Source organism: Aquimarina sp. AD1 (assembly GCF_003443695.1).
Taxonomy (GTDB): Bacteria; Bacteroidota; Bacteroidia; order Flavobacteriales; family Flavobacteriaceae; genus Aquimarina; species Aquimarina latercula.
The window spans coordinates 2,333,384-2,348,938 of the sequence record NZ_CP031966.1 but is presented as its reverse complement, the minus strand read 5'-3'; the positions used below and the strand labels follow the sequence as shown (position 1 = coordinate 2,348,938).

8 protein-coding genes are annotated in these 15,555 nt (G+C 33.8%); all 8 read left to right on the top strand.

The window, feature by feature from the left end:
• The first annotated feature begins 119 nt into the window (after nucleotides 1-119).
• The 8 genes from D1815_RS10460 (at nucleotide 120) to D1815_RS10425 (ending at nucleotide 15,547) form a co-directional block, all read left to right on the top strand.
• Nucleotides 120-4,487 (top strand): carbohydrate-binding protein, encoded by a 4,368-nt coding sequence (locus tag D1815_RS10460; protein ID WP_118386850.1) that lies wholly within the window; start codon nucleotides 120-122, stop codon nucleotides 4,485-4,487.
• Between the two features lie 214 nt (nucleotides 4,488-4,701).
• Nucleotides 4,702-6,969: a carbohydrate-binding protein gene (locus D1815_RS10455; protein WP_081415704.1), complete on the top strand. Its 2,268-nt coding sequence runs from the start codon at nucleotides 4,702-4,704 to the stop codon at nucleotides 6,967-6,969.
• A 126-nt stretch (nucleotides 6,970-7,095) separates the two neighbouring features.
• Nucleotides 7,096-9,435, top strand: a complete 2,340-nt coding sequence (locus D1815_RS10450; RefSeq protein WP_118386849.1) for a carbohydrate-binding protein — start codon at nucleotides 7,096-7,098, stop codon at nucleotides 9,433-9,435.
• A 273-nt stretch (nucleotides 9,436-9,708) separates the two neighbouring features.
• On the top strand, nucleotides 9,709-11,877 hold the full coding sequence (locus D1815_RS10445; RefSeq protein ID WP_118386848.1) for a glycoside hydrolase family 9 protein: 2,169 nt from the start codon (nucleotides 9,709-9,711) through the stop codon (nucleotides 11,875-11,877).
• A 126-nt stretch (nucleotides 11,878-12,003) separates the two neighbouring features.
• Nucleotides 12,004-13,383 carry an MATE family efflux transporter gene (locus D1815_RS10440; protein ID WP_027395476.1) on the top strand — a complete coding sequence of 460 codons (1,380 nt, stop codon included), beginning with the start codon at nucleotides 12,004-12,006 and terminating at the stop codon, nucleotides 13,381-13,383.
• A 139-nt stretch (nucleotides 13,384-13,522) separates the two neighbouring features.
• Nucleotides 13,523-14,593: an OmpA family protein gene (locus tag D1815_RS10435; protein WP_118386847.1), complete on the top strand. Its 1,071-nt coding sequence runs from the start codon at nucleotides 13,523-13,525 to the stop codon at nucleotides 14,591-14,593.
• 117 nt (nucleotides 14,594-14,710) lie between these two features.
• On the top strand, nucleotides 14,711-14,938 hold the full coding sequence (locus tag D1815_RS10430) for a hypothetical protein (RefSeq protein WP_027395478.1): 228 nt from the start codon (nucleotides 14,711-14,713) through the stop codon (nucleotides 14,936-14,938).
• Between the two features lie 42 nt (nucleotides 14,939-14,980).
• Nucleotides 14,981-15,547, top strand: a complete 567-nt coding sequence (locus tag D1815_RS10425; RefSeq protein ID WP_118386846.1) for a phosphatase PAP2 family protein — start codon at nucleotides 14,981-14,983, stop codon at nucleotides 15,545-15,547.
• The last annotated feature ends 8 nt before the right edge of the window (nucleotides 15,548-15,555 follow it).

Sequence of the window (15,555 nt, the reverse complement as noted above, 5' to 3'; positions counted from 1 at the left end):
CTAACTGTTTGTTAGGTGTTTTGACTCGAAATTAAAAACAATAAAAGACGTTCTTTGAATACTTACACGAACAAAATAAATATCTTAAAACCAAACACACACAAAAAACAATTTAAATCATGAAATTAACTAAACTCAACGTTCTATTAACGTTCTTGTTTCTAGGGTTTTTGCTACAAGCTCAAACACCAGAAGGAGAATTAAAGAGATGGCACAAAGTCACTCTGACCTTTAACGGTCCTAACACCTCAGAGACCGCAAACCCAAATCCTTTTTCGGATTATCGATTGGATGTAACATTTACACATCAAGGTAGTAATACTAGTTATACTGTACCAGGATATTTTGCCGCTTGCGGAAATGCAGAAAATAATAGTTGTGATTCCGGTAATAAATGGCGAGTAAATTTTGCTCCAGATCAGACTGGTACATGGAATTGGTCGGCTTCTTTTAAATCAGGATCCAATGTAGCAATTAATGGTGGAGGATCTAATGCTGGATTTATGAATGGTGATACGGGATCTTTTAATATTGCTGAATCAAATAAGTCAGGAAGAGATTATAGAAGTAAAGAACTTGGAAGGCTTAAGTATATTGGAGAACATTATTTAAAGCATGTAGGAACAAATCCCAGTAATCCGAATGGACCTTGGTTTGTAAAAGCTGGAGCAGATTCTCCAGAAAATGCTTTTAACTATGTAGATTTCGATGCTACACCAAGTTATAATAATAACCTTAATAAAATAGGAAATAAAACGTGGCAACCACATCAAAGAGATTATGTAGCTGCTGATGCATCTTCTTATACTTGGTCGAATGGTAAAGGAACAGAAATTTTAGGTATGATCAACTACCTATCTGGTCAAGGAGCTAATGTTGTTTCTTTTTTAACATGGAACACTTCTGGAGATGGAGGAGCAGTTTTTCCGCATGTTTTGAAAGTTTCTGAACAAGAGTATGGAAACACAGCAAGAGGCCAACAATGGGATAAGGTTCATCACGATAGATTTGATGTGTCCAAAATGGCTCAATGGGAAAAAGTAATGGAGTATGCTGATAAAAAAGGAGTATATCTTCATTTTAAAACCATGGAGACGGAGAATGATAATAAAATGGATGGTGATAATTTCGGAAGAGAAAGAAAATTATACTATCGTGAATTAATTGCAAGATTTAGTCATCATTTAGCACTAAACTGGAATTTAACAGAAGAAACTACTTTAAAAGATCAAGTAGCAAAATCGACTGCAACTTATATTAAAAATGTGGATCCATATGATCATAATATTGTGATTCATACATATCCAAATCAACAAGACCAGCGATATAATCCATTGTTAGGAAACAACTCTGATTTAACCGGGGCTTCTATCCAAACAGGAAAAAACAACGTTCATAATGATGTGCGAAGATGGTTAGAAAAGTCTAGAAATTCAGGTAAAAAATGGGTAGTTGCTAATGATGAGCAAGGTCCTGCTTCTACAGGAGTTAGAATTTCTGATAAAGAAGTAAGGCATAGAATTTTATGGGCTACTCTTATAGCAGGAGGAACAGGAGTAGAGTATTACAGTGGTTATACTAATGATGATGGTGATATAAACGGAAATGATCAGCGTAAAAGAGGTAATAAGTATAAAGAAGGAGGTTATGCACTTAGCTTTTTTAATCGTTATCTCCAGTCAGATATGGTGAACATGGTAAGTTCTGACGGTGTAACTTCGGATAATAACGATTATGTATTAGCAAAATCGGGTAGCATCTATGCAGTCTATAGACCTAATGGAGGATCTACAGGATTAAGTTTACCAGGAGGTAATAATAAATACGATGTACAATGGTATAATCCACGTTCTGGGGGAAATTTATCCACTAAACAAACTCTTGGAAACAATCTTGTTGCTCCAGATAATAATGACTGGGTAGCCCTAGTAACAAGTAAGGATGGTGATAATAATGGTGGAGGAAATTGTGGTACAATTTCTATGCAGGCAATTACAGATTTCCCTACACTTTCGGTAGCGGGTTTTTCACCTGCTTATAAAGATAATGCTCGAAATGCTCTAGCAATTAATGCCGCACAATACAAAGATAAGTTTGCTGCTGCAGAAGCTACTTTTAATGGAGATTCTGGAACTTATGATATCAATTTAGCTACACTTACAGAAATTGATGGCGAATCAACATACAGAGTTTCTGTTAATGGAACACGTATTGGTGAGTTTGTAAACCCTACAACTACTACTGATTATACTGCATCGGGGAGAACTTTTACAGGTGTTCAGGTTACTAAAGGTGATAAAATTAGAGTAGAATTTAACTCTCATACCAATGGTACCATACCAGAAGGTAATAGTACTGCATATTCTAGAGGAAGATGGACAGCTTTAAACTTCACTTGTACTGACAACGGTGGTGATGGAGGCGGCGGCGGTGATGGAAATAACTGTATCCCAACAGAACAAAATGGAATCCTAGCTGTAGAAGCAGAGAAGTTTGAAAGTCAAACTAAAGTAGCTGATAGAAAATGGTACGTGTTAGATGGTAGTGGAGCTTCAACTCCTACACCAGATCCGGATCCAGATCACTCTAATGGAGCTAGTGGAGGCGGATACTTAGAAATCTTGCCAGATACGCGAGTAACTCATAGTGATCCATTAGTAAACGGAGTAAGTTTTTCTAATACTCCTGGACAAGTAGCGATCATCGATTACAAAGTTAAGTTTACAAGTGCTGGAAGATACTTTGTATGGGTTAGAGCACATTCTACTGGATCCGAAGATAATGGAATTCATGTAGGATTAAATGGAAACTGGCCAGCATCAGGTGCAAGAATGCAATGGTGTGCTGGTAAAAACCAATGGACTTGGGAAAGTAAGCAAAGAACCAATGCAAATCACTGTGGAGAAGCGCAAAAGATCTATTTAGATATTCCTTCTGCAGGAGTGCATACAATCTCTTTCTCTATGAGAGAAGATGGTTTCGAAATGGATAAATTTGTATTGTCAAAAGCTTATAATAAGCCATCAGGTGCAGGACCAGATGTATTCTATACAGATTGCCAGGATCAAAATACCGCTCCTCAAGTTTCTGTGACATCTCCTGCCAATGGTGCAAGCTTTGATATAGGTCAAGCAATTCCATTAGTGGCTAATGCTTCTGATAGCGATGGATCTATTGCAAAAGTTGAATTTTATATAAATAACAACTTAACAGCTACAGAGCAAGTAGCACCTTACGAAACATCAACAACTATTAATGCTGCAGGTAGCTATACAATTACTGCAAAAGCTACTGATAATGAAGGAGCAACTAAGACGTCTTCTCCAGTAAATATAACTGTTAAAGATGATTCTACTCCACCAACTGATGCAATCGATATTCCTGGTTCTTTTGAAGCAGAAGATTTTGAGTTAAAGTCAGGAAGTGTACGAATAGAAAATACTCCAAATAGTACTGGTAAAAACCTTGGGTTCATTAACAATGGAGATTTCGTATCATACAATGTAAATGTTGATGCAACTAGCGAGTACACTTTTGATTTCTATGCATCTACTAAAGGAACAGGTGGTACAGTGGATATTCTTGAAGCAGGAACAGTTGTAGGATCTGTATCAATTCCGGTTAATGGACAATGGCATGATTACAAGAAGTATTCTACCTCAGTGTCTCTTTCCTCAGGAGAAAAAGAATTGAGATTCGTATTCAAAGGAGGAACTGGATATCTGTATAATGTGGATAAAGTGGTTACAACAAAAATACAACCAGTAGAGCAAACAGTAACACTTAATCCAATACATGATGCATATATGCAAGGATCTACAGGATTCAATAACGATATGGTTCGTATAGAATTAAATAAGAGAACGGGATATTTAATGTTTGACCTTTCTTCTATAAATGGAACTATTACGAAAGCAGACTTAAAGTTTACTATATATTCTGATCCTGGAAATGGTAATATTAGTGTAACCAAAGGAAGTACTAACAACTGGACCGAAGCAAATTTGTCAAATTCAAACAAACCTGGAAAAGGAACCCAATTAGGTTCGTTAAATGCTAATTTCCCAGAAGGAAGCATAAAGACGATTCCATTAAAAACTGGGCAGATATCTGGAAATAGACTTTCGTTGATTATTGATGCTGTTTCTGGGAATGATTTTGCTTTTGCATCTAAAGAAAATGGATCCGTATCGAAGCCTCAGTTAGTAATTACATATACTACAAATAGGGATGATGGACAGGTTGAGGATGATATTACATTATATCCGAACCCAGTTGTGGATGTAATTAATATTTCTGGTTCAACTGCAGGAAAGACAATCAAGGTATTTAATACTGTTGGTATTCTTGTGAAAGAAGTAGTACTAACCGATGGTCAAAATACTGTTGACATGAGTAATTTATCATCTGGATATTACATCATAAATATTTTAGAAGCAGGTAAAACGAATAAGATTCTTTCGGCTAAGAAAGTATTAAAGCGTTAATCAAGTTCTTTCATCTTTTATTAGATCAAAATAAAATTTAAAAAGAAGGATAGGAAAATAGGCGGTCATTTAAAGACCGCCTTTTCCCCTAACTTATTATTAAATATAAGAAGTAAAGTGTTTTAAAACCTTTACCAAAAATGTTAAGATACTCTTGTATTATACAATCTGAAAAAGATTGGTTTTTGATCTAAAAAACAAAACGATTTTAATCATGGAAAAAAATAACAAATCAATCATATTCTTATTGTTATGTATGATAACAGTAAGTGTTTTTGCACAACCAACACCTCCAAATGGTAAGAAGTGGGAAAAAATAGACATCATGTCTGATGAGTTTAATGGTTCTTCATTAAATACTAATAAATGGGCAATAAATAGTCCTCAATGGGAAGGTAGAAAACCTGCCAGATTTGAAACATCATCAGTTTCTGTTGGAAACGGAGACCTTAAAATTTCTGCTTCTAAAAAGGCAAACCCATTTAATGGTTGGACTCATAACGGAGGTCTCGTTAGATCCTTAACAAAAAATACATACGGATATTACGAAACGCGAATGAAAGGTAATAAAACCTTTATGTCATCCACGTTTTGGCTTATTAATCAACGAAATGAAGGTAGTGGATGTAATCTTCGCGTTACAGAGTTAGATATTACGGAGACGGTAGGTGTTAACTCTAATGGAGCTAATTGGGTGAATAATATGATCACTAATATGAATTCCAATACGCATAGTAGAAATACAAATTGTAATAATACGCCTGTTGGGCAACAAGGAAACAAAGCTCCACTAGGAGAAGCTTCTTGGAAAAATTATCATACTTATGGAGTTTGGTGGAAAAGTAAAAGTGAAATTTTATTTTATCTAGATGGTCAGTTTGTTGGGCAAATTAAGCCACCAGCAGATTTTAATCTTCCTATGTACTTGCGTATGGTAGTGGAGACCTACGATTGGAATCCACCAAAAAATGGTCAGGATGGAATAAATGATTCTTTGGAAAATCGAACTACATATTATGATTGGGTACGCTCTTATAGATTAGTGGATGATACAAATCCTAATACCCCTCCAACAGTTAATGTTACGGCACCTACAAATGGAGCAGATTATCAGGTTGGTCAAACGATACCTTTAAAAGCGAATGCATCCGATAGTGATGGATCTATCTCTAAAGTAGAGTTTTTTGTAAATAATAACTTAATAGCAACAGAGCAAGTTGCTCCATATGAAACAACTACGGTTATTAATTCGGCAGGAAGTTACACTATCACAGCAAAGGCCACTGATAATGATGGAGCTGTTGCTACATCACAAGCTGTAAATATTGTTGTTAAAGATGATTCGGTTCCGCCAATTGATGTAATTAAGATACCAGGATCATTCCAGGCAGAAAGTTTTGAATCAAAATCGGGGAGTGTTCGTATAGAAAATACTCCTGGAACAAACGCTGGTAAAAATTTAGGGTATATTAAAAATGGAGATTTTACTAATTACACTGTAACTATAGATGCAACAAGTGAATATACACTCGATATATATGCCTCAAGTCAGGGAGTCGGAGGGAAAGTAGATATCTTAGAATCTGGATCTGTTGTAGGTTCTATAAATATTCCAGTTACTGGACAATGGCATAGTTATAAGAAATACTCTACTACTATTTCTTTGACTTCAGGAGAAAAAACATTGAGATTATCTTTTAAAGGAGGTTCTGGATATTTATATAACATTGACAAAGTTGTTGCTACAAAGATTCAGCAAGTGGAACAAACTATTACATTATCGCCAATTCACGATGCATATCTACAGGGATCAACGAGATATAACTCTGAGCTGGTTCGTATTGAGAATAACCGTCGTTCGGGATATTTGATGTTTGATTTATCGTCAATTAATGGGACAATAACAAAAGCGGATCTTAAGTTCACTGTATATTCGGATGCTGGAAATGGGAATATTGCTGTTAGTAAAGGAAATAGTAATAATTGGACAGAAACTAATTTATCCAATTCGAATAAGCCAGGAAAAGGAACACAATTAGGATCATTAAATACGAACCTTCCAATCGGTAGCACAAAAACAATTCCTTTAAAAACAGCACAAATTTCCGGTAATAAAATTTCATTTGTTATCGATGCTCTTTCGGGAAATGATTTTGCATTCGCTTCGAAAGACAATTCATCAGTCTCCAAACCTCAATTGGTGGTTACTTATACTACAAGTCGAAGTGATGAGAGTAACTCGAATATTATAAAATTATATCCTAATCCAGTGGTAAACACAATTAACTTTTCTTCTGACATGGAAGGCCAAATAGTTAAAGTGTTTAATGTTAATGGAGTATTGATGAAAGAAACTACTTTAGAAGCTGGTCAAAATTCTATTGATGTAACTAGCTTGTCATCTGGATATTATATTATCAACGTTTTAGAAGCGGGTAAGTCAAATAAATTAATTGTTTCTAAGAAAATAGTTAAACAATAAGAATCAATTATAACAAGAAATACTAGCTAACTACTAGTATTATTTACACAAACTCAGTATGTAGAAACTATCCCCTGAAAAAGGGATAGTTTCTCTTCTTTAATTTTAGAAGAAAACTCAAAAAAAATGAAAAATTTATTTTCAAAAAAATATAAATATTCTACGCAGAAAACTATGGGAAGTATGCTGTTTCTATTGATTTTTATAACCACTCAATTAGAAGCCCAATTGAGAGTAGGAGATCCAGGAGTTACTTTTGATTCGGAAAAATTTGATAACCGTTATCAACAAATGAAAGAATGGGAAAAAGCCGGTGTTAGAGGTGGTATCCCTTTTTTAAAAGACATTAAAATTGTAAAAACTCTAACTAATGGTGCGGATAGTGATGCAATTAATAGGGCAATTGAGGATGCATCTAAACAAAACGGATTGGTAGCAGTGTTTTTGAAAAATGGAACCTACAATATCAATAAACGAGTTTCCATGAAATCAAATGTCTCTTTGATAGGAGAGAGTAGAGAAGGTGTTAAATGTATCATTAGGATGAATAGTAGCAATGCCTTTAGTTTTTATAAGGTTAGTAAAAGTGGAATATATACTCTAACAATCGAAGGGAGTTGGGGAAAACCAAAATACGACTGGAATTATAGTTTAAGTGCTAACGATGAATTAAGAGGTAATGATAATATATCTGTTAAGTTTAATGATTCTCCTGACTGTTGGTTAGATAAAGTAAATATTATTAATTCTGCAAGAGATCCAGTAAGGGTTCCTTCTAACCATGTAACATTGAGAGATTTAATGGTAGATGGAGCTCATAAAAAAGCAGGTGGTGCGCAAGGATATTTTTTTATACAAGGAGCTTATAATCTTATTACAGGATGTAAGGTTACCCGTTTACGACATATATCTTTACAAGGAAGTAACGTTGAATATAATGTGGTGTATGATAATGATTTTAGGCAAGAAGTAAGTTTCCATAGTGGTGATAATGGAAATAACCTAATAGAAAATAATAGAATTACATTACCTAGAGATATGCCTAACTCAAAAGCTGATACACCAAATGCGGCTTATAACAATAGAAATGAACCCAACTACTATGCAATTATGGGACCTTGGTCCATCCAACATCAAAATTCAAAAAAACCAAACTTTATATATAAGAATAATTGCCTTGAAGAAAATCATAATAATATTAAACCATGGTCAGATCCTAATTTATTGTACAAAGGACCTCGAGAAGTAAAACCTTCGAATCCTGCAACAAATTTTCCGGCGTTATCAGCGAGTGAATCTCCAAAAGGAGGAACGCTATACCCTGTGGTTTTAAAAGATGAAAACCCAATAAGATCAATTCCAGGAACATTCGAAGTCGAGGATTTTACAAGAAAATCAGGTAATGTTCGTGTAGAAAATACACCAGGAACTTCTGGCAAAAACCTTGGATTTATAAAAAATGATAACTACACCGATTACACGATAAATGTCGATTCTAGTGGTGAGTATATATTTGATATTTATGCTTCTAGTAATGGAACTGGAGGAAAAGTAGATATTTTAGAATCAGGATTTATTGTTGGTACGATAAATATTCCGGTAACAGGACAATGGCATAATTACAAGAAATATTCCACTACTGTTTCTTTAACTTCAGGAGAAAAAACATTGAGATTATCTTTTAAAGGAGGTTCTGGATATTTATATAACATTGACAAAGTTATCGCAACAAAGATCCAGCAAGTAGAGCAAACAGTTACTTTAATTCCAATACAAGATGCTTATTTACAAGGATCAACTAGACACAATCTTGATATGATTCGAATTGAGCATAATCGACGTTCAGGGTATTTGATGTTTGATTTATCATCAATCAACGGAACTATAACAAAAGCTGATCTTAAGTTCACTGTATATTCAGATGCTGGAAATGGGAATATTGCTGTTAGTAAAGGAAATAGTAATAATTGGACAGAAACTAATTTATCCAATTCCAATAAGCCAGGAAAAGGAGCACAATTAGGATCATTAAATACGAATCTTCCAATCGGTAGCACAAAAACAATTCCTTTAAAAACAACACAAATTTCTGGTAATAAAATTTCATTTGTTATCGATGCTCTTTCGGGAAATGATTTTGCATTTGCTTCAAAAGAAAATATATCAGCCTCAAAACCTCAATTGATTATCACTTATACTACAAATCGAAGTGATGAAAATACATCGAAGGATGTGCTATTGTATCCTAATCCAGTGGTAAATACCATTAATTTTTCTTCTAATATAGAAGGTCAAATAGTTAAAGTATTCAATGTTAATGGAGTGTTGATGAAGGAAACTGTTTTGGAAGCTGGTCAAAATTCTATCGATGTAGCCAATCTGTCATCGGGTTATTATATTATCAATGTTTTAGAAGCTGGTAAATCAAATAAATTAATTGTTTCTAAGAAAATAGTTAAGCAGTAAAGCAGGTAAAACTATAAGAGTAAATACTAGTTAACTACCAGTATTATTTGCACAAACTCTGTATAGAGAAACTATCCCTTAAAAAAGGATAGTTTCTCTTCTTAATTTTAGAATAACAAGAAAAAGGTCTTTGTAAGAATTTTTTTCAAACAACATAAAAATATCTTATCACTCTCTTAACAATGAAAAAAAACAGCAATATGTAACCTGAAAAAAGAGTTATGAAAACCTTTAACCTCACATAAATTAAAATAATACACAAATCATTTAGACATGAAAAAAAACTTACGAAACTTATTGTTAATCTTTTTAGGATTACAAGGGACACAGGTCGTCGCACAACACAATTATGGTGAAGCTTTACAAAAATCAATATTGTTTTATGAATCACAACAATCAGGGGTTCTTCCAGATTGGAATAGAATTAGCTGGCGTAGTAACGCCGGTGTAAATGATGGGCAAGATGTTGGATTAGATCTAACTGGTGGATGGTTTGATGCTGGTGATCATATAAAGTTTGGTTTCCCAATGGCATTTTCCGTAACTGCATTAAATTGGGGGTTTTTAGAATATAAAGATGGTTATGATGCTGTGAATCAAACAGAACATTACAAGAGAAACATAAAATGGGTAACAGATTATTTTATAAAATGTCACCCTTCTAAATTTGAATTTTATGCTCAAGTTTCTAAAAAGGGACAAGATCATAATTTTTGGATGCCTGCCGAGATGATAGATGTACATCCGCAATATGGTCAAAGAGAATCTTATAAATTAGACGTGGATCACCCAGGAACAGAAGTAGTTTGTGAAACAGCTGCTGCTTTAGCTTCTGCTAGTATTATATTTAAAGACAGTGACCCTACATATAGCGCTACTTTATTACAACATGCTAAAGATCTATATGAATTTGGAGAAACGTATAAAGGAAAATATACTGAAGAAGGTGGAATTCCAGCTGTTGGGACTTATTCTTCTGGAGGGTATGAAGATGAATTAAGTTGGGGTGCTTTATGGTTGTACAAAGCAACAGGAGATAATACGTATCTTCAAAAAGCTGAAGCCGCTTATGGAGAACCAGATTATCTATGGAGTTTTGTATGGGATGATAAGCGATATGGAAATATGGTTTTATTAGCGCAGCTTACAGGAAAGCAACAATATATTGATAATACAGAAAGACATTTGCAGTTTTGGATAGACAATGGGAATGGTATAACATACTCTCCTGGAGGTCAGGCGCATCTTACACAATGGGGATCTTTACGTCATTCTATGAATGCAGCATTAACAGCTTTAATATTTAGTGATACTGTAGATACTCCAAATAAGCAAGAATATCACGATTTTGCTGTTGATCAAGTTAATTATGCTTTAGGAGATAACCCTAATAATCGTAGTTTAGTTACTGGTTATGGAGTAAACCCTCCTACAAAACCACACCATAGAGGACAACATTCTAGTTGGATAAGAAGTGAAAGTATTCCAGAAGAATCAAGACATACACTTTGGGGCGCATTAATGGGAGGACCAGGAAATCCTGATGATGTTTTTGTAGAGAATAGATCAGATTTTCAAGCTAATGAAGTTGCTTGTGACTATAATGCCTGTTATCAAGGAGTTTTAGCTAGAATGGTAATGGAATTTGGAGGTACTGCATTGGATAATTTTCCGCAAGAAGAGCAAGCGAATACTGAATTTCTTAATGAAACGAAAATCAATAGTGAGTCAGGAAGATTTACAGAATTGGCAATTTGGCTAAATAATAGATCAGCTTGGCCTGCAAGAATTCCAGGAAGTTTAACGGCACGTTATTTTATTGATATTACCGAAGGAATTAATGCAGGATATACACCTAGTGATTATGAAATTACTAGTAGAGGAAATGGTCAAGCTACAGGAGGTTTACAAGTGTGGAATGCAGATGACAATATATATTTTGTTGAGGTAGCTATTGATAATGAAAATATGCCTTTTCCAGGTGGGCAAGGAGAACATCGAAAAGAAATTCAAGTAAGAGTTTCAGTGCCTAATGACGCTTCTGATAGTTCTTGGGATCCTACTAATGATTATTCTTATGAAAATTTAAGTAATACACTTATCGAATCAGAAAAAGTTCCTATTTATACTGATGGGGTATTAGTTTGGGGTACGGAGCCTTCAAGGTCATTATCTGTAACTGATTTTGATGTGTTAGGACTACAGTTATTTCCTAATCCTGCAAAAAATGTAATCTACATTTCTGGAGATTTAACAAAGATTCAAAATTCGACTGTTGTGATCTCTGGAATAACCGGAAATATCATAAAATCTATTACAGTATCTGAAGTTGCTACAGATAGGATTTCGATACCAACTTGGAATTTATCATCTGGGATGTACTTTGTTAGTTTAACTTCTAATACTGGTGCTAAAGCGACTACCAAGTTTATGAAGAATTAATATGATCGTTTTATATCTATAAAAGAAGGTGCTTATTTGTAAGCACCTTTTTTTAATAAAGTTGTTTTAAAACAAGAAGTAATTCTGTTACTAATCTCCCTATATTTGTAGGTTCAATATGTACAGATGCTTTATCAATACACAAAAGAGTTTAGTTATAATCTGAAGTTGGCAGCCCCAGTAATGTTGGGTATGTTGGGACATACTTTTGTGGGATTAATTGATAACATTATGGTGGGGCAATTAGGTACTGCGGAATTAGCTGCAGTATCTCTAGGAAATAGTTTTATGTTCATTGCGATGTCTCTAGGTATTGGTTTTTCTACTGCAATAACACCTCTGGTAGCAGAAGCAGATGGAGAAGATAATTTTAGCAAAGGTAAATCAGCATTTAAGCACGGATTATTTTTGTGTACAACCTTAGGTATAGTTTTATTTTTAGGGATATTATTAGCGAAACCACTTATGTACTTTATGAGACAACCAACAGAAGTGGTTGAGTTGGCGATACCATATTTGGACTTAGTTGCAGTCTCATTAATTCCTTTAATTATTTTTCAAGCTTTTAAACAGTTCTCCGATGGATTGTCAATGACCAAATATCCAATGTATGCAACATTAATTGCGAATATTGTTAATGTGGTGTTGAATTATTTGCTAATTTTTGGGAAGTTCGGTTTCCCTCAGATGGGGATAGTAGGAGCAGCAGTAGGAACATTAGTTTCTAGATTTGTTATGGTAATCTTTTTATGGTTTTTTCTGAAATATAAAGAGAGATCAAAAGCGTATGTGTCTAATATTAAATTCTTTTCTCTCCAAAAAAACATGTTGAAAAAAATAGTTACATTAGGTTTTCCTTCTGCATTACAGATGTTTTTTGAAGTTGCTATTTTTACGTCGGCTATTTGGATCTCGGGTATTTTAGGTAAAAATCCGCAAGCAGCCAACCAGATAGCATTGAATTTGTCGGCAATGACTTTTATGGTAGCTATGGGATTGAGTGTTGCTGCGATGGTTAGAGTAGGGAATCAAAAAGGATTGAAAAAATATAAAGAACTCAGAAGAATTGCTTTTTCGATATTCTTATTAACTTTTTTTATTGAAATTGTATTTGCATTATGTTTTGTTATTTTTAATAATGTTCTTCCCGAGATTTATTTAGATGTTAACGACACAGAAAATTTAGCGGATAATACAGAAGTAATTGGAATCGCTGCGAAACTTTTGATCATTGCTGCATTGTTTCAGATATCCGATGGAATACAAGTGGTAGTTCTTGGTGCGCTACGAGGATTACAAGATGTTAAAATACCTACTGCTATTACATTTTTTGCGTACTGGGTTGTTGGTTTTCCTGTTAGTTATTATCTAGGTTTATATACTGAATATAAAAGTTCAGGTATTTGGATAGGACTATTGGCAGGGTTAACAACATCGGCAATATTACTTTATTTTAGATTCAATTATTTAAGTAAAGATCTAATGTTAAAAAAAGGTAATGCGTAATCTTTTTTGACTTTTACAATATAGATAGTTTTAGATCGTTTCTTTTTTTGGACTAGTTTTTGTTACTTGTCAAAGTATATTTCATATTAAGAAATATTTAACTATATTTCGAATATATCTAAACCTGAAAAGAAAAGAGATGAATAGCCCAAAATCTAACCTTTACCTTTTACTTTTTGCGATTTTTAGTGTTAGTTTTAGTAACACTATTAATGCGCAAAATTTAATTCCTAATCCAAGTTTTGAAGAAACGAATGCAGCTGTTAGAAAATTAAAGCATGAGATGCGAAACTTTGGTGTCATTTCACATTGGAAATCTTTAACAAATACACCTGATGCACACCATCCAGCTGTAAGCGAAGTAAAGTTTGACCATAAAGCACCTGGATTTCTAAAGCAATTTGGTCCTCAGGCTCCTAGAACAGGTGAGTCTAAAGTAGGATTATATGTAACGGGTAACAATACGAAAGAATCCATTGTTACGAAATTGGTTAGCCCTTTAAAAGCGGGGAAGTATTATTATTTTCATATGTATGTGTCACTTGGAGAAGGAAGAGTTAGTAATTCGTGTACTTCATCAATAGGTTCTTATTTTACAGCTAGGGTTCCTAGGATTACAGAAACATCAACTTATAAACTGCACATAGAATCTTCAGAGATGATTTGTGATACAAAAGAATGGACGAAAGTTTGCGGAGTTTATAAAGCTAAGGGAACTGAAAAATATATCTCTTTAGGGTATTTTTCGGATACACCTAATGGAAAATCATTAAAAGGTGGACCATTTAACGATGCATATTATTATATAGATGATGTAGAGCTTAGAGAAATGCAAGATGTGCAAGGTGTAGCAGTGGATAATATCTGTGATATGGCACTTGACTTTTCTGATATAGAATACCTAATCGGAGAAAGTGAAGTTTATGAGGAGATTAAAACAGCACTTGATTCTTATCTTCAATATCTTAAAGTCTTTAAGTTTGATAGTATTAAAATAGTTGGTCATGCGAATGATTCTGAAATTGAATTTGAAAATGAAATTCTTTCATCTGCTAGAGCTGGATTTGTTAAAGATTACTTGATAGAAAATGGAATTGACGAAACCTTGATAGAATATGTGGGTGTTAGTAATACAGAACCTAAAGAAGGAGAAGGTATAGATAATTCAGAATTGGGTTCTAACGCTAGAGTTCAAATTATTATAGAATAAATCCTAATAAAGACATAACAAACAAGAAGGGGTAAATTTTAAAATAAATTTACCTCTTCTTGTTTTTGTTACTTTGGGATTAAACTTCGTAGCTTTGCTTAACATAATATTTTATATATGAGTTTTCCAAAATTCTTATTAGGTGATAATACAGATTATCCAAATGCCATCTTTGTAGTGCATACAGAATTTCCTCGGTTTATTATTAATTTAGAGAATGATGAGGTGGAGTGGTTAGAAGAATTTGATAAAAGTGATGAAAAAGAATTAGAAAGTGAGGCTGAGAATCTATTTCAGGCTGCGAATGATTTTTATGATCGAGAGATTGAACGTTATGAAGATTAATTAATGTTTTAATTAAAAAAGAAATATAAATTACTTGTCATTATGGAAGAACTTATACAATTAGATAAAGATCTGTTTGTTTTTCTTAACAATTTAGGAACTCCTTTCTGGGATGGTTTTTGGTTGTTTATGACAGAAAAATTATATCAAATTCCCTTGTATGTACTTCTGTTATACTTTTTTTATAAGTACTATGGAATTAAAGGTACGATTATAACACTTGTTATAGTAGCTGCTTTAATAACAGCATCTGATCAGTTATCTAATTTATTTAAAAATGTTTTGTTTATGAGGCCAAGACCTTGTCGGGCAGAAGGGGTAGAGGAATTTACCAGATTTATAGCTGAGAGATGTGGTCGTCATGGGTATTTTTCTGCTCATGCTGCTAGTTCTATGGCATTAGCCTTTTTCACTGGATTGGCTTTGCAAAAAAAGTTGAAATATATATTTCCTTTTATGGTGGTTTGGGCTACTGTAGTTAGTTATAGCAGAATTTATGTTGGAGTTCATTACCCAGGAGATATTATAACGGGTATGGCTATCGGAATTCTTTTAGGTGTAGGCGCCTATAAATTACTTATGTTTTTAGTCAAAAAATATGTAAGATAGATCTATAA